Origin of the sequence: Terrabacter sp. 2TAF16, assembly GCF_052115065.1 — a bacterium.
Taxonomy (GTDB): Bacteria; Actinomycetota; Actinomycetes; order Actinomycetales; family Dermatophilaceae; genus Terrabacter.
In genome coordinates, this window is sequence record NZ_JBFRFZ010000005.1 from 192,489 (window position 1) to 211,985 (window position 19,497).

The 19,497-nt window shown below is 72.6% G+C and carries 16 protein-coding genes; 4 read left to right on the plus strand and 12 right to left on the minus strand.

Annotation, left to right across the window (positions count from 1 at the left end; genetic code table 11):
• Nucleotides 1-179: 179 nt before the first annotated feature.
• Nucleotides 180-2,171: a TIGR03960 family B12-binding radical SAM protein gene (locus AB4Z14_RS08130; protein ID WP_442274763.1), complete on the minus strand. Its 1,992-nt coding sequence runs from the start codon at nt 2,169-2,171 to the stop codon at nt 180-182.
• Nucleotides 2,172-2,288: 117 nt separating this feature from the next.
• Here AB4Z14_RS08130 and AB4Z14_RS08135 point away from each other — a divergent pair, with 117 nt between their 5' ends.
• Entirely contained in the window at nt 2,289-3,428 is a 1,140-nt protein-coding gene (locus AB4Z14_RS08135; RefSeq protein ID WP_442274764.1) for an MBL fold metallo-hydrolase, read from the plus strand.
• Nucleotides 3,429-3,437: 9 nt separating this feature from the next.
• On the opposite strand, the gene AB4Z14_RS08140 is transcribed toward AB4Z14_RS08135, so the two are convergent.
• From AB4Z14_RS08140 to AB4Z14_RS08180, 9 genes are all read right to left on the minus strand, one after another.
• The gene (locus AB4Z14_RS08140; RefSeq protein ID WP_442274765.1) at nt 3,438-5,300 is read right to left on the minus strand and encodes an AMP-dependent synthetase/ligase; all 1,863 of its coding nucleotides are present in this window, start codon (nt 5,298-5,300) and stop codon (nt 3,438-3,440) included.
• Between the two features lie 145 nt (nt 5,301-5,445).
• Nucleotides 5,446-6,678, minus strand: coding sequence for a rod shape-determining protein RodA (gene rodA, locus AB4Z14_RS08145; RefSeq protein ID WP_442274766.1), 1,233 nt, complete (start codon nt 6,676-6,678; stop codon nt 5,446-5,448).
• Nucleotides 6,642-7,613: a bifunctional riboflavin kinase/FAD synthetase gene (locus AB4Z14_RS08150; protein WP_442274767.1), complete on the minus strand. Its 972-nt coding sequence runs from the start codon at nt 7,611-7,613 to the stop codon at nt 6,642-6,644. The genes rodA and AB4Z14_RS08150 overlap by 37 nt, the downstream gene beginning before the upstream one ends.
• Nucleotides 7,614-7,669: 56 nt before the next feature.
• Nucleotides 7,670-8,620: a tRNA pseudouridine(55) synthase TruB gene (gene truB / locus AB4Z14_RS08155; RefSeq protein WP_442274768.1), complete on the minus strand. Its 951-nt coding sequence runs from the start codon at nt 8,618-8,620 to the stop codon at nt 7,670-7,672.
• The gene (rbfA, locus tag AB4Z14_RS08160; RefSeq protein WP_442274769.1) at nt 8,617-9,105 is read right to left on the minus strand and encodes a 30S ribosome-binding factor RbfA; all 489 of its coding nucleotides are present in this window, start codon (nt 9,103-9,105) and stop codon (nt 8,617-8,619) included. Before rbfA ends, truB begins: the two co-directional genes overlap by 4 nt.
• Before the next feature lie 183 nt (nt 9,106-9,288).
• Nucleotides 9,289-12,213, minus strand: a complete 2,925-nt coding sequence (gene infB, locus AB4Z14_RS08165; protein ID WP_442274770.1) for a translation initiation factor IF-2 — start codon at nt 12,211-12,213, stop codon at nt 9,289-9,291.
• Between the two features lie 92 nt (nt 12,214-12,305).
• Nucleotides 12,306-12,692: a YlxR family protein gene (locus AB4Z14_RS08170; RefSeq protein ID WP_442274771.1), complete on the minus strand. Its 387-nt coding sequence runs from the start codon at nt 12,690-12,692 to the stop codon at nt 12,306-12,308.
• Between the two features lie 162 nt (nt 12,693-12,854).
• A complete protein-coding gene (locus AB4Z14_RS08175; protein WP_442274772.1) occupies nt 12,855-14,156 on the minus strand; it encodes an ATP-binding protein in 1,302 nt (433 codons plus the stop codon).
• A complete protein-coding gene (locus tag AB4Z14_RS08180) occupies nt 14,156-14,845 on the minus strand; it encodes a response regulator transcription factor (RefSeq protein ID WP_442274773.1) in 690 nt (229 codons plus the stop codon). Before AB4Z14_RS08180 ends, AB4Z14_RS08175 begins: the two co-directional genes overlap by 1 nt.
• Before the next feature lie 80 nt (nt 14,846-14,925).
• Here AB4Z14_RS08180 and AB4Z14_RS08185 point away from each other — a divergent pair, with 80 nt between their 5' ends.
• Complete coding sequence (locus AB4Z14_RS08185; RefSeq protein WP_442274774.1) at nt 14,926-15,618, plus strand: hypothetical protein; 693 nt, start codon at nt 14,926-14,928, stop codon at nt 15,616-15,618.
• Between the two features lie 21 nt (nt 15,619-15,639).
• Here AB4Z14_RS08185 and nusA read toward each other — a convergent pair whose 3' ends face one another.
• Complete coding sequence (gene nusA, locus AB4Z14_RS08190) at nt 15,640-16,683, minus strand: transcription termination factor NusA (protein ID WP_442274775.1); 1,044 nt, start codon at nt 16,681-16,683, stop codon at nt 15,640-15,642.
• Complete coding sequence (gene rimP / locus AB4Z14_RS08195; RefSeq protein ID WP_442274776.1) at nt 16,683-17,297, minus strand: ribosome maturation factor RimP; 615 nt, start codon at nt 17,295-17,297, stop codon at nt 16,683-16,685. The genes nusA and rimP overlap by 1 nt, the downstream gene beginning before the upstream one ends.
• 133 nt (nt 17,298-17,430) lie before the next feature.
• Here rimP and AB4Z14_RS08200 point away from each other — a divergent pair, with 133 nt between their 5' ends.
• Both AB4Z14_RS08200 and AB4Z14_RS08205 read left to right on the plus strand, forming a co-directional pair.
• Nucleotides 17,431-18,435, plus strand: coding sequence for a hypothetical protein (locus tag AB4Z14_RS08200; protein WP_442274777.1), 1,005 nt, complete (start codon nt 17,431-17,433; stop codon nt 18,433-18,435).
• Complete coding sequence (locus AB4Z14_RS08205; RefSeq protein WP_442274778.1) at nt 18,432-19,400, plus strand: aminoglycoside phosphotransferase family protein; 969 nt, start codon at nt 18,432-18,434, stop codon at nt 19,398-19,400. The genes AB4Z14_RS08200 and AB4Z14_RS08205 overlap by 4 nt, the downstream gene beginning before the upstream one ends.
• Nucleotides 19,401-19,497 lie beyond the last annotated feature (97 nt).

Genomic DNA, 19,497 nt, shown 5'->3' on the forward strand with positions numbered 1-19,497 from the left:
GCCATCACGGCCGACACCACGTTCGACATCGCCTCGGCGAGCGCGCCGAACCACAGGTGGCTCGTCACCTACGCCGATGACGCGAACCACTTGCCGATCAGTGGGTCGTGCGGTCCGGAGAACGACGCCGTATGCCGCGTGGGCCCGTCGCCGCGGCATACGGTCCTGGCGTCGGGGGCTCAGTGCTGGTGCTCGAGGAGGTCCTGCCGGCCGGAGCCGAGGACCGTGAGCGGCAGCAGGGTCTTGCCGGAGGGCCCGATCTCGATCTCGGTGCCCATCTGCGGGCAGACGCCACAGTCGAAGCACGGGGTCCAGCGGCAGTCGTCGACCTCGGTCTCGTCGAGCGAGTCCTGCCAGTCCTCCCACAGCCAGTCCTTGTCGAGACCGGAGTCGAGGTGGTCCCAGGGCAGCACCTCGGACTCGCCGCGCTCGCGCGTGGTGTACCAGGCCAGGTCGACCGGCACGTCGGCGAAGGCCTCGTCGGCGCAGCGCATCCAGCGCTCGTAGGAGAAGTGCTCGCTCCACCCGTCGAAGCGGCCGCCGTCGCGCCACACAGCCTCGATGACCGTGCCGACGCGGCGGTCACCGCGGGAGAGCAGCCCCTCGACGATGCCGGGCTGGCCGTCGTGGTAGCGGAACCCGATGGACGACCCGTAGCGCTTGTCGGCGCGGATCGCCTCGCGGAGCTTGGCCAGGCGCGCGTCGGTCTCCTCGACGCCGAGCTGCGAGGCCCACTGGAACGGCGTGTGCGGCTTGGGCACGAAGCCGCCGATCGAGACGGTGCAGCGGATGTCGCGGCGACCCGAGACCTGTCGGCCGGTCTCGATGACCTTCTTGGCGAGCTCGGCGATCTGGAGCACGTCCTCGTCGGTCTCGGTGGGCAGGCCGCACATGAAGTAGAGCTTGACCTGCCGCCAGCCGGCGCCGTAGGCCGCGGCGACCGTGTTGATGAGGTCCTCCTCGGACACCATCTTGTTGATCACCTTGCGGATGCGCTCGGACCCGCCCTCGGGTGCGAACGTCAGGCCCGAGCGGCGACCGTTGCGGGTCAGCTCGTTGGCGAGGTCGATGTTGAAGGCGTCGACGCGGGTCGACGGGAGCGACAGGCCGGTCTGGGTGCCCTCGTAGCGGTCGGCGAGCCCCTTGGTGAGGTCGGCGATCTCCGAGTGGTCGGCCGAGCTCAGCGAGAGCAGGCCCACCTCCTCGAATCCCGTGGCGGCCAGGCCACGCTCGACCATCTCGCCGATGCCGGTGATCGACCGCTCGCGCACCGGGCGGGTGATCATGCCGGCCTGGCAGAAGCGGCAGCCGCGCGTGCAGCCGCGGAAGATCTCGACGGACATGCGCTCGTGGACCGACTCGGCGAGCGGCACGAGAGGCTGCTTGGGGTACGGCCACGCGTCGAGGTCCATGACGGTGTGCTTGGACACGCGCCACGGCACGCCGGTCGCGTCGGCAGCCGGCGCGACCCGCTGGATCCGCCCGTCGGGCAGGTAGGAGACGTCGTAGAAGGCGGGGACGTAGACGCCACCGGTGCGGGCGAGGCGCAGCAGCACCTCGCGGCGACCGCCGGGCCGGCCCTGGGCCTTCCACTCCCCCACGATGTCGGTGACGGTGAGCACGGCCTGCTCGCCGTCGCCGACGATGGCGGCATCGATGAACGAGGCGACCGGCTCGGGGTTGAAGGCCGCGTGACCGCCTGCGATGACGATCGGGTCCTCGACGTCGCGGTCGACCGCGTGCAGCGGGATCCCGGCGAGGTCGAGCGCCGTCAGCATGTTGGTGTAGCCGAGCTCCGTCGAGAAGCTGAGGCCGAAGAGGTCGAAGTCACGCACCGAACGGTGCCCGTCGACGGTGAACTGCGGCAGGCCCGCCTCCCGCAGCTGCGCCTCCATGTCGGGCCACACGGCATACGTGCGCTCGGCGAGGGCGTCAGCGCGCTCGTTGAGGACCTCGTAGAGGATCATGACGCCCTGGTTGGGGACGCCGACCTCGTACGCGTCGGGGTACATCAGCGCCCACCGCGTGGTCAGCTCCTCGCCGTCGGGGCCGTGACCGCCGACGTGCCAGTCCTTGACCGTGGAGTTGAGCTCGCCGCCGACGTACTGGATGGGCTTGTTGACCCGCTCCAGCAGGGGCTCGAGGGCGTTGAACAGTGACTCTCCGGGCATCCCGCCATGGTACGTGGGTCTGCCGCTGCACCGAAAACACGGCGAACCGCCCACCCTCGACCAAGGCCCGGACACGCCGAGGACCCGGACCTAGTCTGGGTGGGCGGAGGTGGAGAGGTGGCGACGGTGCCGACGGCGATCCACGTGGAGGTGCTGCCCGCACGACTGGGCGACTGCCTCCTCGTCGAGTGTCCGCGCCCCGACGGCACGACGTGGCGGATGCTCGTGGACGGCGGCCCCCCGGACACGTGGCCCCTCCTCGAGGCGCGGCTGCGCCGCCTCGACCCGGGTGACCGGCACATCGACGTCGCCGTCATCACGCACATCGACAACGACCACATCGGCGGCATGCTGCCGTTCCTCGCGAGCGACCTGGCCGCCGACGTCGGGGACTTCTGGTTCAACGGGCGCCCGCACCTCCCGGTCACGGGGCCCGACCGGCCCCGCAGCGTCGACCAGGGCGAGAGCCTCGTCGCGGCGCTCCGCGGCTCCGATGGAGACCCCCTGGCCGGCGGGCCCGCCGCGCTGGCGTCGCGCGCTCACGCCCTGCCGTGGAATGCCGCGTTCGGTGGCGGGCCGGTCGACACCGGCGCGGCGGGCGGCTTCGTCGAGGTCGCGGTGCCGGGTGGGCCGACGGTGACCGTGCTCTCCCCGACGACGAAGCGGCTCACCCGGCTGGCCAACACGTGGTCGAAGAGCCTGCGCGCTGCCCTCGGCGCACCCGACCGCGACGTGGGTCTCGACGTGCTCGGGCCCCTCGACGACCTGGAGCACCTCGCCGGCACACGGACGCCCCAGGACTCCTCGGTGCCCAACGGCAGCAGCATCGCCCTGCTCGTCGAGCACCGCGGGGCGAGCGTCGTGCTCGGCGCCGACGCCTATGGCGGCGTGCTCGCGGCGGCCCTGCAGGGCGTGGCCCGGGCCCGTGGGGGCGAGACCCTCAGCGTCGACGCGTTCAAGCTGCCCCACCACGGCAGCGAGGCCAACGTCGTCGCAGCGCTGCTCCGGGCGGCACCGGCCCGGCACTATCTCGTCTCGACGAACGGCGACGTCTTCCACCACCCCGACGACGCGGCCGTGGCCCGGGTCGTGCTCGACGCCCCGGCCGGACCGACCCTGTGGTTCAACTACCGCACGCCACGCACCGAGCGCTGGGGCGACCCGCGACTCGTCGCGAGCCACGGGCACCACGTCGCGTTCCCCGACCCGGGGCGCGCCGACGCCGGGGCCGTCATCGACCTCCCGGCGCGGCCTTGAGCCTCGGCGTCAGGAGCCGTCGTACATCGCGTCGAGCTCGGCGCGGTGCTTCTCGGTGACGGCCTTGCGGCGCAGCTTCATGCTCGGGGTGAGGTCGCCCTCCTCGACGGTGAGGTCCTTGTCGAGGATGGTGAACTTCTTGATCGTCTCCCAGCGGTTGAGGCCGTCGTTGAGCTGGTCGACGTAGCGCTGGACGAGGGCGTGCGCCTGCGGCGAGGCCACCACCTCGGCGTACGTCTTGCCGTCGAGCCCGACGGTCGGGGCCCATCCGGCCACCGCGTCGGGGTCGAGCGTCACGAGCGCCGTCGCGTAGTTGTGGCCCGCACCGTGCACGAGGAACTGGCTGACGAAGGGGCACAGGCCCTTGAATCGGGCCTCGATCTCGGCCGGGGCGATGTACTTGCCGCCCGAGGTCTTGAAGACGTCCTTCTTGCGGTCGGTGACGTAGAGGAAGCCGCGCTCGTCGATGCGCCCGATGTCTCCGGTGTGGAACCAGCCGTCCTCGGTCAGCACCTCGGCGGTCGCCTCGGGGTTGTTGTGGTAGCCGCGCATGACACCGGGGCCCTTGACGAGGATCTCACCGTCCTCGTCGGCGATGCGGACCTCCGTGCCCGGCAGCGGCCAGCCCACCGAGCCGTACTGGTACGAGCCGTGCTCGGGAGCGTTGACCGTCGTGCCCGAGGACGTCTCGGTCAGGCCGTAGCCCTCTTGGACGAGCAGGCCGACCGACCCGAACCAGCGCGCGACGTCCGCGTTGAGCGGCGCGGATCCGCTGATCATGAAGCGGACCCGCCCGCCGAATCGCTCCTGCACCTTGTGCAGCACGAGCTTCGTCGCGAGCGCGTGCCGGCGCTGGAGGCCCGACGAGGGCTGCTCACCGCGGGCCTGCACGTCGCGCAGCTCGCCGCCCACCTTGAGCGCCCAGTCGATGAGCTTCTTCTTGACGCCCTTTTCGCCGGCGAACATCAGGGCGATGCGCCCGTGCGCCTTCTCGAAGATGCGCGGCGGGCCGGCCATGAAGGTCGGCTTGATGACGGCCATGTTCTCGACGATCTTGTCGACCCGGCCATCGACGGCGGTCGGGAAGCCGATCTGGAGCCCGGTCGCGACGAGCATCTTGCCGAACACGTGCGACAGCGGCAGCCAGAGGAACTGGAGGTCGTCCTTGGTGAAGGTGCCGATGGCGTCGATGACGGCGCCCTCGTAGACGACGCTGTCCTGGACGAGGCGCACGCCCTTGGGCCGCCCGGTCGTGCCGGACGTGTAGATGACGACGGCGAGGGACTCTGGGGTGAGCTGGTCGATGCGCGAGTCGATGAGGTCGGGCGTCGCGGCCAGCCACTCGCGGCCGCGCTCGGCGAGCTCGTCGGTAGTGATGACCCAGCCGTCGTCGCTGCCCGGTCCGGTGAGGGCGATGACCTGCCGGACGCCCGGGACCTCCGAGCGCACGTGCTGGAGCTTGGCGACCTGCTCGGCGTTCTCGGCGAAGACGATGCCGCTGCCGGAGTCGGTGAGGATGTAGGCGACGTCCTCGGCGATCGTCGTCGGGTAGACGGTCGTCGTCGCACCGCCGGCGCAGATGACGGCGAGGTCGGCGAGGATCCACTCCACGCGGGTCGTCGACGCGATGGCGACGCGGTCCTCCAGCGCCACCCCGAGGCTGACGAGCCCGGCGGCCCACTGCTCCACGACCTCGTGCGTCTGCCGCCACGTCAGCGTGGTGAGCTCGCTCGACCCCTCCGCGAAGTAGAGGTAGGCCGGCGCGTCGGGCGTGGCCCGGACCCGGCTGCGGAAGAGCGCGCCCACGCTGGGAGCGCGTCCGTCGAGGACGTTCTGGTCGACGTCCCGGTCGGCAAGGGCCTGGAGGGGCATGTGGACTCCTTTGTCACTGCGGTTGCGCGTCATCGGCGTCTGCGGGCGACCGCCATGCCGGGATGATGTCAACAATCGTCGTGCCAGTCACGCATCCGTCGGCGTCCACGTCGAAACGTGACCCCTCGGTAACCGGAGGTGGGGCTCAACCCCGTCGGAGGCGACCTGCGACGGGTCGTCCGCCTCGCTGCTGCGACGCCGCGGCGACGTTGCCGACGAGGCCGACGGCGATCCACGAGGCAATGAGCGAGGAGCCACCGCTCGACACGAACGGCAGCGGCAGGCCCGTGACGGGCATGAGCCCGAGGTTCATCCCGATGTTCTCGAAGGCCTGCACCCCGAGCCAGACGGCGACACCGATCGCGACGAGGCGACCGAACGCGTCGGCGCGGCGCGCCACGACGACGCACCGCACGACGATGAACCCGATGAGCCCGACGAGCCCTGCCGCCCCGAGGAAGCCGAGCTCCTCCCCCGCGACGGAGAAGACGAAGTCCGTCTCCTGGAAGGGGATGAACCCGCCCTGGGTCTGGCGACCCTCGAAGAGCCCCTGGCCGCCGAGCCCGCCCGAGCCGATGGCGATGCGCACCTGCCGGGTCTGGTAGCCGATGCCCTGCGGGTCCAGCGAGGGATCGAGGAAGGCGCGCAGCCGGTTGCGCTGGTAGGCCGACAGGACCGGCGTCAGGAAGGCAGCAGCCACGGCCGCCGCACCGACGACCAGGACGCCGAGCGTCCACAGGGCCGGGGCACCGGCCGCCGCGATGATGACGACAGCCATGGCGACGAGCACGAGGGCCGAGCCGAGGTCGGGCTGGGCGAGCACGAGGACCACGGGTATGCCGGCCACGACCCACGCGAGCGCCACGTCCCGGTGGCGTTGGGGCAGCCCGCGCTCGGCCCGCTCCGCGAGGAGCATCGCGAGACCGATCGCCAGGGCCACCTTCATCAGCTCCGACGGCTGCAGGCTCATGCCGCCCGGTAGCCGGATCCAGGAGCGCGACCCGTTGACGGTCGACCCGAGCGGCGAGACGACGGCCGCGAGCCCGAGGACGGCGAGGACGTAGACGACGGGAGCGACCGCCCGCACCACGCGCACGTCGAGCCGCGTCACCACGGCGGCGCACGCGATGCCGACGCCCAGCGCGACGAGCTGCTTGAGCGCCGCGGTCCCGCCGACCGACGCGCGGGTGGCCGACCAGACGAGGACGACGCCGACGACCGACAGGCCGAAGGCGCCGATGAGCAGTCCGAGGTCGACCCGCAGCCACGACGGCCCGGCGGGGCCCCGTGCCGCCCGACGGACGCCGCCGGCAGGCTGCGTCGACGGGAGGAGCGGCCCGGCTACGACGGGACGATCGCCGAGAGGATCTCGCGACACCGGACCACGTCCTGGGCCATCTGCTCGACGAGGGTGTCGATCGACTCGAACTTCAGGGTGGGACGCAGGTGCGAGACGAACTCCACCGCGACGCGCTCGCCGTAGAGGTCGAGGTCGGTGCGGTCGAGGACGTAGGCCTCGACCCTGCGCTGGTGACCGTCGAACGTCGGGTTGGTGCCCACGGAGACGGCCGCCGGGAGGGTGCGGTCGGGGGCACCCCCGTCGAGGCCGAGACGGACGAGCCACCCGGCATACACCCCGTCGGCCGGCACGAGGCCCTCGTGGTCCTGCGAGAGGTTGGCCGTCGGGTAGCCGAGCTCGCGGCCCCGGTGGTCGCCGTGCACGACGGTGCCGGTGACCCGGTGCGGACCGCCGATGATCTGGGCGGCGTGGTCGACGTTGCCGGCGAGCAGCTCGGCGCGCAGCTGCGTCGAGCTCCAGCGCGCGCCCTCGTCGGCCCCCTCGCCGATGTCGTCGAGGGCGATGACCTCGAAGCCGTGCGCGGCGCCGAGGTCGCGCAGCGTGCCGACGTCGCCGGAGTTGCGCACGCCGAAACGGGTGTCCTTGCCCACGACGACGGCGCAGGCACCGAGGGCGTCGACGAACGTGCCGCGGACGAACTCCTCGGGGGTCTGCTGGGCGAACTCCCGCGTGAACTCGATGACGAGCACGGCCCCCACACCCACCGAGGCGAGCGCGTCCAGTCGCTGCTCGAGCGACATGACGACGGCCGGAGCACGGTCGGGGTAGAGCACGGCGATCGGGTGCGGCTCGAAGGTGACGGCGACAGGGATCGCGTCCCGGTCGGCGGCCTCGCGCACGACGCGCGTCAGGACCTCACGGTGCCCGCGGTGCACCCCGTCGAAGTTGCCGAGGGTGACGACGGTGGGCCCGAGGTCGGCCGGGATGTCGTCGAGTCCGTACCAGCGCTGCACGGCGACCACTGTAGTGGCCCCGTCGGAGCGGACGTCCGAGGGCTCGGGCACGAGGCTCAGGCCCCCGCCCCGGACGCGGCGAAGACCACCTTGGCCCGGGCCGTCGCACGCGTCTCGTCGAGCACGGCGACGAGTCGCCCGTCGGGGTCGATCGCGGCCACCGCGTCGGCACCGTCCACCGCGCTCTGGATGCGCTGGCCGTAGCCGAGGGCGACGGCCTCCTCGGCCGTCACCTCGTGGACGGGCAGCTGCGCCCGGGCCGCGTCGGCGATCGGGAGCAGGGGTATGCCGTCCGGCCCGTCGGTCTCCGACGTGGCCGTCAGGTCGTCGAGCGAGACCGCGGCGTCGAGCCCGAAGCGGCCGACCCGCGTGCGCCGGAGCGCCGTCAGGTGGCCGCCGACGCCGAGCGCCTCGCCGAGGTCGCGGGCGAGCGCGCGGACGTAGGTGCCGGACGACACGTCGACCTCGACCTCGACGTCGACGACGTCGATCGGGGGGCCGACCTCGACCGTCGCGGTGCCGGGGCGCACCGAGAGCACGTCGAAACGGCTCACCGTGACCGGGCGGGCCGGCAGGTCGACCGAGTCGCCCTGCCGGACGCGCGTGTAGCTGCGCACACCCTTGACCTTGATGGCGCTGACCGAGCTCGGCACCTGCTGGAGGTCGCCCGTCAGGGCCGCGACGGCCGCGGGCAGGGCCGCCTCGAGCGCGGGCACGTCGTCGACCCCGAGCGCCTGGGTCGTCTCTCCCTCGGCGTCGTCGGTGAGGGTCGCCATCCCGAGACGGATCGTGGCGGCATACGACTTGTCGCAGCCGACGAGGAAGGTCAGCAGCTTCGTGCCGCGCTCGACGCCGAGCACGAGGACGCCGGTCGCCATGGGGTCGAGCGTGCCGGCGTGGCCGACCCGGCGCGTGCCACAGAGACGACGGGCGCGCGCGACGACGTCATGGCTCGTCCATCCGGCCGGCTTGTCGACGACGAGCAGACCACCCGAGCGGTCGGTCATCGGGCGTCGACGTCCGCGTCCACCTCGGCGTCCACGTCGTCGCCGTCCTCGTCGTCCGCCGAGCGGTCGACCGGCTTGCGGTAGGGGTCGGCGTCGCCGGCGGGCTTGGCGTTGGCCGCGGCGCGGGCCAGCTCCTCGTCCCGGGCCCGCGTCTGGGCCACGAGGTCCTCGAGGTGGGCGGCGCCCTCGGGCAGCGCGTCGGCGATGAACTCGATCGACGGCGTCAGACGGATGCCGATGCCCTTGCCGACGGCCGAGCGGATGCGGCCCTTGTTGGCCTCGAGCACCTCGGCCGTGGCCTGGCGGTCCTCGTTGCTGCCGAAGACGGTGTAGAAGACGGAGGCCTGCTGGAGGTCACCGGTCACGCGGGCGTCGGTGATGGTGACGAAACCGAGGCGCTCGTCCTTGAGCCGGAACTCGAGGTACTCGGCGACGATGACCTTGATCCGGTCGGCGATCTTGCGGGCGCGGGCGGGGTCAGCCATGGCTACCTCTTTCGTGTGCTGTGCGGTCGGGCCGTGACAGCCGGGCCGACGTGGTGTTCACCCTAGTAGCGGGCCGGGGGCCCCGCGCATTCCCACCCGGGCGTCCGCGGGGCGGGTGGGGACCACCGCGGACGGCGACGGCGCCGACCCCTGTGGGGGCCGGCGCCGTCGGACCGGTCGAGCTCAGGCGCGCGGCTTCTCGCGCATCTCGAACGTCTCGATGACGTCGTCGATCTCGATGTTGTTGAAGTTGCCGAGGTTGATACCGCACTCGAAGCCCTCGCGGACCTCGGTGACGTCGTCCTTGAAGCGACGCAGACCGGTGATCTCGATGCCCTCGCCGATGACGGTGCCGTCGCGGATGATCCGCGCACGGGTCCCGCGCTTGATCTCGCCGGAGCGCACGAGCGAACCCGCGACGTTGCCGAACTTGCTCGACTTGAAGACCTCGCGGACCTCGGCCGTGCCCAGCTGGACCTCTTCGTACTCCGGCTTGAGCATGCCCTTGAGCGCTGCCTCGACGTCGTCGATCGCCTGGTAGATGACCGAGTAGAAGCGCATGTCGACGCCCTCCCGGTCGGCCAGCTCGGCGACACGCTCCGCGGGGCGGACGTTGAAGCCGATGATGATCGCGTTGTCGACCGTCGCGAGGTTGACGTCGTTCTGCGTGATCGCACCGACACCGCGGTGGATGATCCGCAGGTCGACCTCGTCGCCCACGTCGATCTTGAGCAGCGCGTCCTCGAGCGCCTCGACCGAACCCGACACGTCACCCTTGAGGATGAGGTTGAGGGTGTCGACCTTGCCCGCGGCGAGGGCCTCGTTGAGGTCCTCGAGCGAGATGCGCTTGCGGCGCTTGGCGAGGCTCGCCGCACGCGACGCGGCCTCACGACGCTCGGCGATCTGGCGCGCGGTGCGGTCGTCAGGTGCCACGAGGAACGTGTCACCGGCGCCGGGCACCGACGTCAGACCGAGCACCATGACCGGACGCGAAGGACCGGCCTGCTCGACGTTGTTGCCGTGCTCGTCGAGCATGGCACGCACGCGGCCGTGACCGCTGCCGGCCACGATCGAGTCACCGACGCTGAGGGTTCCGGACTGGACGAGGACGGTCGCGACCGGGCCGCGGCCCTTGTCGAGGTGCGCCTCGATGGCGACACCACGGGCGTCCTTGTCGGGGTTGGCCCGCAGGTCGAGAGCCGCGTCGGCGGTGAGCAGGACGGCCTCGAGGAGCCCGTCGATGTTCGTGCCGTTCTTGGCCGAGACGTCGACGAACATCGTGTCGCCGCCGTACTCCTCAGCGATGAGGTTGTACTCGGTCAGCTGCTGGCGGATCTTGGCCGGGTTGGCGTCCGGCTTGTCGACCTTGTTGACGGCCACGACGATCGGCACGTTGGCCGCCTGGGCGTGGTTGAGCGCCTCGATGGTCTGCGGCATGACGCCGTCGTCGGCGGCGACGACGAGGATCGCGATGTCCGTCACCGACGCACCACGGGCACGCATGGCCGTGAAGGCCTCGTGACCGGGGGTGTCGATGAACGTGATGGCGCGCTTCTCGCCCTCGTGCGTCGTGGCGACCTGGTAGGCACCGATGTGCTGGGTGATGCCACCGGCCTCGCCCTCGGCGACCTCCTCGGAGCGGATCGCGTCGAGGAGCTTCGTCTTTCCGTGGTCGACGTGGCCCATGACGGTCACGACCGGCGGACGCGCCTCGAGGTCCTCGTCCTCCTCGGCCTCGAGCTCGGCGTCGAGGTCGATGTTGAACGAGCCGAGCAGCTCGCGCTCCTCGTCCTCGGGCGACACGACCTCGATCTCGTAGCCGAGCTCGGCGCCGAGCACCTTGAAGGTCTCCTCGTCGAGGGACTGCGTGGCCGTGGCCATCTCGCCGAGGTGGAACAGCACGGTGACGAGCGACGCCGGGTTGGCGTTGATCTTGTCGGCGAAGTCGGTCAGCGAGGCACCACGACGAACGCGGATGGTCGTCTTGCCGTCGCCACGGGGGACGCTGACGCCACCCAGGCTCGGCGCCTGCATCTGCTCGAACTCCTGGCGCTTCGCGCGCTTGGACTTGCGGCCTCGGACCGGACGACCGCCGCCGCGACCGAAGGCACCAGCCGTCGAGCCACGACCGCCACCGCCACCGCGAGGACCGCCGAAGCCACCGGGGCGACCGCCACCGGGGGCGCCGCCGGGGCCACCACCGAAGCCACCACGGCCACCGGCGCCACCCGGGCCGCCACGGCCGGGGCCGCCGGCCGGGCGCTGGCCGGGACGGCCGACGGTGCTGCGCTCGGGCATCATGCCCGGGCTGGGACGCGGACCACCGGGACGCGGGGCGCCGCCGGGAGCACCCGGACGACCGCCTGCGGCGGGAGCACCGGGACGCGGGGCGCCACCGGGAGCACCCGGACGCTGGCCACCCTGACCGCCCTGACCGCCCTGGCGCTGCTGCGGACGCGGCATGCCCTGGCTCGGGCTGAACGGGTTGTTGCCCGGACGCGGCGCGGTGTCGCCACCGGGACGCGGGGCGCGGGACTGGCCCATGCCCTGGCTCGGGGCGAACGGGTTGTTCCCCGGACGCGGCTGACCCGGACGGGGGGCCGGACGCGGGGAGGCCGGGACGCCGGAGGTCTGCTGACCACCGTCACGGCTGGACTGCACCCGAGCGGGAGCCGACGCCGCAGGAGCGGCGGGGGCCGGAGCAGCCGGGGCCGGAGCCTTCGGTGCCGGGGCGGCGGGTGCGGGAGCTGCCTTGGCGGGGGCCGGAGCGGACTCGCGGGCAGCAGGTGCTGCGGGAGCAGCCGGGGCGGGAGCCGCCGGTGCTGCGGCTGCGGGAGCGGCCGGCGCGGGGGCCGACGGCGCCGGAGCAGCCTTCTGGGGCGCGGCGGGGACCGCGCTCGTGGGGGCGGCCTTGGGGGCCGCCGGCTTCTTGTCGCCGCTGGACGAGCCTTCCCGGGGGAAGGTCTCGATGATCTTGCGGACGACGGGGGGCTCGATGGTCGACGATGCCGACCGGACGAACTCTCCCTGGCTCTTCAAGTGTGCGAGCAGTGTCTTGCTCTCGACTCCGAGCTCCTTTGCGAGCTCGTAGACCCGGACCTTAGCCACATCTCTCCTGTTCCTGGTCCGGCCTGAACAGGAAGTGGCCGAACCGTGGGTTATTGCTGGGGCTTGCTCATCGCTGAGTACTCATCGGGTGCTCATAGCGTTTTCAACCCGCCTTGGTTCGTTGACTGATCTCTGACTGATCGGTGCGACCCGTGTGGGGCACCGGAGCGTTGCTGCGTGTCCTGGACTCCGAGATGTCGTGCCACCGCGCTGACGTCGAGGGCGACCTGCAGGCGCAGGGCACGTCCGAACGCCTTGCGGCGCACTGCCAGCTCGAAACAGTCGGGCGTCGGGTGCAGCCATGCACCACGTCCCGGCATCCGGTGTCTCGGGTCGGGACGGAGCGTGACCGGGGAGGTGTCCCCGGCGTCTCTGTCCGTCGCCGCGACCACTCGCAGCAGAGCCGACCAGCTATCCATTCCTCGACATCCCACACAGGTGCGGGACGGCTCAGCACGGAGTCCAGTCCGGTCGGCCACAGGTAAGTCTACCGCGCCGCAGCGCGAGACCGCGCATCGGCATCCTCCCCCGCCTGGAAGAGGGGCCGAACACGTGCTGTCCTGTCCATCGTATGCGTGGGGTGCGGGCGCGACGCACGATCCGTGCTCGTCCGTCGTCGCGCGACTCCGCCCGGGTCGCTCTCACCCGGGGCGCGTACCGCTCCCGGGTCGCAGGGGTAGGGAGACCTCCACCAGAAGGCCGCCCAGGTCGGAGCGGGCCAGGGCGACCGAGCCCCCGGCGGCCTCCGCGACCCGACGGGTGATGTCGAGCCCGAGACCCGTCGACCCACTGCCGCTGCGGCCCCGGTCGAGGGCGGACTCGGCGGCGCCCGGCCCGCCGTCGGCCACGGTGAGGTGAGCCCGACCCCCGTCGACGCGCACGGCGACCTCGACGCCCGCCCCCTCGGGCGTGTGCGCGAAGACGTTGTCGAGCAGCACGTCCACGACGTCGCTCACGTCCTCCTCCGGGACGTCGACGGCACACGGACCGTCGGGGCCCGTCACGGCGAAGGCCCGTTCCTGGTCCTGCGCGAGGGGCTCCCAGAAGGCGGCTCGTCGGCGGACGACGACCCCGAGGTCACACCCGCTCGGCATCGCACGCCGCAACGGGCGGCGGGCCTCGTGGACGATGGCGTCGACGCTGCGCTGGAGCTCGTCGACATGGTGGCGCAGCCGCCTGGAGACCTCCGGATCCGTCACGAGGTCGCTGTCGAGCCGCAGGGCGGTGACCGGTGTGCGCAGTCGGTGACCGAGGTCGGCGACGGCCGCACGCTCGGACGTCACGAGCACGTCGATGCGGTCGGCGAGCTGGTTGAGCGCCCCCGCGAGCTCGACCGTCTCCGGTGGCCCTTCGGGGACGGCACGGGTGCCGAGCTCGCCCTCGCGGATGCGGTGGGCGACCGCCGCCAGCCGGGTCACGGGCACGCTCACGCGGCGGCCCAGACGGAGGGCGATCAGGGCCGCCACCCCGACGAGGAGCAGCCCCAGACCGATGATCGTGGCCCAGGCGGCCGCGACCCCCTGACGCAGCTCGTCGTTGCTCACGGTGGACTCGACGACCGTGACCCCGCTCTCGGTCTGCACCGGGATGATGACGTCGAGACCCGTGTCGGTGCGATGGGTGAACGCCGTCCGGGTCGACCTCGCCTGGGCGACCTCGGCGTCGTCGTCTCCCACCGAGGTGTCACGACCGATGACCCGGCCGGACGGCGTGTGCACGGCAACGACCATGCCCTGCGCCGTGAAGAGCCCGACGGCCTCGGACAGCACCTGATCGCTGTCGACGCTGGCGACGACGGTGGCGACGCTGTGCGCCTGCTGACGGGCCCGGTTCACGGCACGGTCCTCGGCGACGTTCGACACGAGCAGGCAGAGGGGGATGATGAAGGCGACGACGACCGCAGACGTCGTCGCGGCCACGAGCCACGTGATCTGACGACGCATCAGGGCACGTCCTCCGGGGCCGCCAGCCGAACCCCCACCCCTCGGACGCTGTGGAGGTACCGCGGATGAGCCGCCGACTCGCCGAGCTTGCGACGCAGCCACGACAGGTGCACGTCCACGGTGCGCTCGCCGCCTCCGTAGACCTGCTGCCACACCTCCACGATGATCTCGCGCTTGGTCACGACCTCACCGACGCGACCGGCGAGCATGAGGAGGAGGTCGAACTCACGTCGCGAGAGGTCGACGGGCACGTCGTCGAGGGTCACGCCCCTGCGGGACGGGTCGATGACGAGACCACCGACGGTGATCCGCTCGTCGGCGTGAGCCGGTTCGCTGCGCCGCAGCACCGCCCGCATCCGGGCCTCGAGCTGGTCGACGGTGAAGGGCTTCGGCACGTAGTCGTCGGCCCCCGAGTCGAGGGCGCGGACGATCGAGACGTCGTCGTCACGCGCCGTGACGACGATGACCGGGGTCGCGGTGACCGAGCGCAGCATGGTCAGCACCGTGTGGCCGTCGACGTCGGGCAGGCCCAGGTCGAGCAGGACGACGTCCGGGTGCTCGTTGAGCACCTGCTCGAGCCCGCCGAGCCCGCTGGCGGCGCTCGACACGGCGTGCCCACGGCCGGTCAGGGCCCGTACGAGCGATCCCCGGATCCCGGCGTCGTCCTCGATGACGAGCACGTGGGTCACACGCCTCACGGTACGCCCGGGCCGACCTGCGCAGACCCGGTCGTGACGCATCCGCCCAACTCGCGGGACGGGGGTCCGCGATGACGTCGGGACGCGCGGGTCCGGTGCGCCTCGCGCTCGGTTGGCTGACCGTCGTGGCGGTCACCGCCACGGTGACGACGACCGTCGTGACGCGCGTGGGTCAGGACGTCGCGGGCGAGCTCGAGCAGCCACTCCCCTCCGCGACGGCGACCCTGCCGAGCGCCACCGTCACGTCCACGGCCGGCGGCACGCTCGTGCCGGGCCCCACGACCACGGGGTCGTCGCCGGACCCCACCCTGCTCCCGCCTGCGGAGCCGGGAGCCACAGCGACCCAGGCACCCCATGAGGCGTCCACCCGCAGCGCGGCCTCCGTCGCGCCGATCGGCCCCGTCGTCGCCGGCCGGACCGACGGTCCACCCGCCGACGGTGACACCGGCGCCGGAGCGCCGGGACCCGAGGGTCCGTCGTCCACCTCGGACGCACCCGCCGGGTCTCGCACCACCGCCCAGCCTGACCTGAGGGCTTCCACGAGTCCCACCGCGAGCTTCTCGACGACGGGCGGCTCCCTGACGGCGCGTTGCCCGGACGGTCAGGTGCAGCTGCGGTCGGTCACCCCGAGCAACGGCTACCGCTACGAGGTGGAGCGCGAGGACGGCGGCGTGCGGGCGACGTTCAAGAGCGACTCTCGCGAGGTCAGCCTCCTCGTGACCTGCCGCTCCGGCCAGCCGGTCCTCGTCCTCAAGGGCTCCTGAGCCCGTCGGCGCGAGCCGACCTCAGGAGCCGTCGGTCGCCCCGCGCTCCGCTGCCGCGTCGGCGGCCTCGGTGTCGGGACGGATGTCGATGCGCCATCCGGTGAGCTTGGCGGCGAGGCGGGCGTTCTGGCCTTCCTTGCCGATCGCGAGGCTCAGCTGGTAGTCGGGCACGACGACCCGCGCGGCGCGGGCCGCGGCGTCGACGATCTCGACGGACTGCACCCGGGCGGGCGACAGGGCGGCCGCGACGAAGGTGGCGGGGTCGTCGGCATAGTCGACGATGTCGATCTTCTCGCCGCGCAGCTCGGTCATGACGGCACGGACGCGGGCGCCCATCGGGCCGATGCACGCGCCCTTGGCGTTGACGCCGGCGACCCGGCTGTGCACCGCGATCTTCGTGCGGTGACCGGCCTCGCGGGCCAGCGCGGCGATCTCTACCGTGCCGTCGGCGATCTCGGGCACCTCGAACTTGAAGAGCGTGCGCACGAGGTTGGGGTGGGTGCGGCTCAGGCCCACCTGGGGGCCCTTGGGCCCACGCTTGACGCTGACGACGAAGCAGCGCAGCCGCTCGCCGTGGACGTAGCGCTCGCCCGGCACCTGCTCGGCCAGCGGCAGGATGCCCTCGACCGTGCCGAAGTCGACGAGGACGTTCCGGGGGTCCTGGCTCTGCTGGATGATGCCGGAGATGACGTCACCCTCGCGGCCCTTGAAGTCGCCGAGGATCGCCTCGTCCTCGAGGTCGCGCAGGCGCTGGACGATGACCTGCCGCGCCGTCGACGCGGCGATGCGGCCGAAGCCGACCGGGGTGTCGTCGAACTCGGGTCCGGGCTCGGCGCGCTGCGGACGCTCGCCCTCCTCGGTGACCGGGAGCAGGTCACCCTCCTCACGGGCCCAGACGATGACGTGGCCGGTCTTGCGGTCCAGCTCGACCCGCGCGATGCGCTGGCTGCCGTCGGTGCGGTGGTAGGCGACGAGGAGCGCCTGCTCGATGGCGGGGATGAGCACGTCGAGGCTGATGTCGCGCTCCCGTTCCAGGGCGCGCAGGGCTGCGAGGTCGATGTCCATCAGTGGTCCCCTTCCAGGGCGGACGTCTCGTCCGGGTCGTGGGTGTCGTCGTGTGCGTCGTCGGAGGTGTCGTCCCCCGCGTCGTCGACGGCGGCGTCGTTCGTGGTCCCGGCCCGCGTGAACTCGACCTGCACGGTGCCGCGCTGGACGGTGTCGAGGTCGAGGGTCACGTGGTGCGCCGGAGTCTTCTTCGTGGCCTGGACCTCGAGGGTGAGCGAGTCCGTGCCGACCTCGGTGAGCCGCCCGGTGTCGGTGCCGTCCTGGTGGACGACCTCGACGAGCCGCCCCACCTGACGCCGAAGCTGGTCGCGGGAGGCGAGCGGCCGGCCGACCCCGGGTGAGGACACCTCGAGGACGTAGGGGGCCTGACCCATCACGTCGCTCGCGTCCAGCTCGTCGCTCACGGCACGAGTCGCCTCGGCGACGGCGTCGAGAGAGAGCGGCGGGACGGCACTCGTGCTGTCGGCTGCGTCGAGACCGGCGATGTCGGCGTCGACGAGCACGCGAACCAGCCGCCGCTTGCCGGCGGGAGACACGGAGACGTCCTCGACGACGAGCCCGAGGGGCGCGAGCACCGGCTCGAGCGTCGCTCTGATCTCCTGGGCCGTGGTCATCAGTCGACGCCTCCTGCTCTTCTCGAATGTCCGGCGCCGACGCCCCGCAGGACGCGACGGGCACCGCGTGCCCACCACTCTATCGGCGCCGGGGGGTCGTCGCAGACCGCCGCCCGCGTGCGAAGATCTCGGCATGGACGGCGACACCCGTGGGCTCGGGTCACGGGTGATGGACGGTCTCGGCCGTCCCCCGCGCCGCCTTCTCGTGCTCGGCGGCGGTGCCGCCGCCCTCGCGCTGCTCGTCGACCGCGGCCTGCGCCTCGACGTGCCGCCGCCTCCCCCGCCGGTGCCCACGCGCCGTCCGGCCCCGGACGAGACCCTCCTGCTCTCGGCCGTGGCCGACCTCGAACACATCGTGGCGGCCGAGACGTCGGTCCTCGCGGGCGGCGAGGGTGGCGGCCTGGTCCGTCGGCTCCGCACCGTCAACCGGGAGCAGCTGCGCGTCCTGCGCGGCCGGCTCACGAACGCCGGCGTGCCGACGGCCGTGATCGACGCCGCCGTGTCCGCCGGGCCGGCGCCGTCGTCGCGGACCGGCTCCACGGGCACCCCCACACCCTCGGCCGCCCCGCCGACGAGCCAGCGGCCGGTCCGCACCCGCCGGGAGCTCGCCGTCCTGCTCGACTCGCTCGGGCCCGAGGACTGGTCCGCGCTCACGACGGCGACCGTGGACACCCGCGAGCTGCTCGCGGCCGCCTACGGACAACGCCTCGCCGGCGCGGTGCTCCTCGGACGGGACGTCGCCACGTCGCCGCCCAGCCCCGTGCGACCCGAGATCGTGTCCCGGACCTCCCCCCTCGTGTACGCCTTCGAGGTCGTCGCGGCCCAGAGCTCTGGCGACCAGCGGTCGCGGGCCGAGGACACGCTCGCCGCCCTGGTGCGCCTCGACATCGCCGTGTCCGGCGCGAGCTCGACGACGCCTGCCGGGTGGGCGCTGCCCTACCCCGTCACGACACCCGAGGCGGCCGGACGCCTCGCGACCGAGACCCTGTCGTCCGCCGTGGACGCGGGCACCGAGGTGGCCGGCCCGGGCCCGAGCGCCGCCTCCCTCGAGGACGTCGCGCGCTGGAGCGCCGACCTCCAGGCACTCGCCGTCGACTGGGACGTGCCCCTGACCGCCTTCCCGGGAGCCACCGCGTGAGCTACGACCCGATGTACGACCTCATCCCCGCCCTCTTCGCCCACGAGGTGAGCGGCTACGAGCCCGACGGCTACGCCTCCGGCGAGGACTGGATCGACGGACTGCCGGGGCTCATCACCGACCTGCTCGCCGACTGGGAGCTCGAGCCCATCGGGCGAGCCACCAACGGCGTGTGCGCGGTGGCCATCCCGGTGCGCCTGCTGGGCTCGGGCCGCGACGTCGTCGGGGTGAGCGGCGAGGGCGTCCTCAAGATCACCTGGCCGCACCCTGAGGCCGCGACCGAGCACCTCGCGCTCCAGACGTGGAACGGGCACGGAGCGGCGCGCCTCGTGCGGGCCGACCCCGCGCGCTTCGCCCTGCTCCTCGAGCGGCTGCACACCCGCGACCTGACCCGCGTCGACATCGACGAGGCGTGCGGCGTCATCGGCGACCTGCTCCGGGTGCTGCGCCGGCCCCCGCACCCGCGCGTGCCCAGCCTCACGGCATACGCCCTCCGTCAGGCCGAGGAGCTGGCGGCCGCACCCGCGGTGCTGCCGCGGCGCTACCTCGACCAGGCCTCGACGCTGGCCCGCGAGCTCGTCGAGCGGGCCCCCGCCGAGGACCGGCTGCTGCACACCGACCTGCACTACACCAACGTGCTCGCCGCCTACCGCTCCCCGTGGCTCGCCATCGACCCCAAGCCGATGGCCGGCGACCCGGCGTTCGAGGTGGCCCCCGCCTTGTGGAACCGGGCCGACGAGCTCGGGACCGGGTCCGAGGTCCGGTGGTCGCTGCGCCGGCGGCTCGAGATCATCTGCGAGCGCGCCGGCCTCGACGAGGGGCGGGCCCGTGCGTGGACGATCGTCCGTGAGGCCGACAACGCCCTCGACGCCGCCGAGGCGCTGGCGAAGGGCCCCGCCGACGACGCCTGGGCACATGATCGGATCAGCCTCGCGGTGACGATCATCAAGGCGATGAACGACTGAGCCGGCGGGCTCTCGAGCGCCGAGAGACGCTCGCGACAGCCTCACCACCCGTCGACGACACGCGCTCGACGTCGTCGATCAAATCGTTTCGACTCCG

Excerpts from the sequence above, each read along its gene's own strand:
- AB4Z14_RS08130 (WP_442274763.1), bottom strand. The coding sequence starts at position 2,171 with ATGCCCGGAGAGTCACTGTTCAACGCCCTCGAGCCCCTGCTGGAGCGG.
- AB4Z14_RS08140 (WP_442274765.1), bottom strand. The coding sequence starts at position 5,300 with ATGCCCCTCCAGGCCCTTGCCGACCGGGACGTCGACCAGAACGTCCTC.
- truB (WP_442274768.1), bottom strand. The coding sequence starts at position 8,620 with ATGACCGACCGCTCGGGTGGTCTGCTCGTCGTCGACAAGCCGGCCGGA.
- rbfA (WP_442274769.1), bottom strand. The coding sequence starts at position 9,105 with ATGGCTGACCCCGCCCGCGCCCGCAAGATCGCCGACCGGATCAAGGTC.
- AB4Z14_RS08175 (WP_442274772.1), bottom strand. The coding sequence starts at position 14,156 with ATGCGTCGTCAGATCACGTGGCTCGTGGCCGCGACGACGTCTGCGGTC.
- AB4Z14_RS08185 (WP_442274774.1), top strand. The coding sequence starts at position 14,926 with ATGACGTCGGGACGCGCGGGTCCGGTGCGCCTCGCGCTCGGTTGGCTG.
- nusA (WP_442274775.1), bottom strand. The coding sequence starts at position 16,683 with ATGGACATCGACCTCGCAGCCCTGCGCGCCCTGGAACGGGAGCGCGAC.
- rimP (WP_442274776.1), bottom strand. The coding sequence starts at position 17,297 with ATGACCACGGCCCAGGAGATCAGAGCGACGCTCGAGCCGGTGCTCGCG.
- AB4Z14_RS08200 (WP_442274777.1), top strand. The coding sequence starts at position 17,431 with ATGGACGGCGACACCCGTGGGCTCGGGTCACGGGTGATGGACGGTCTC.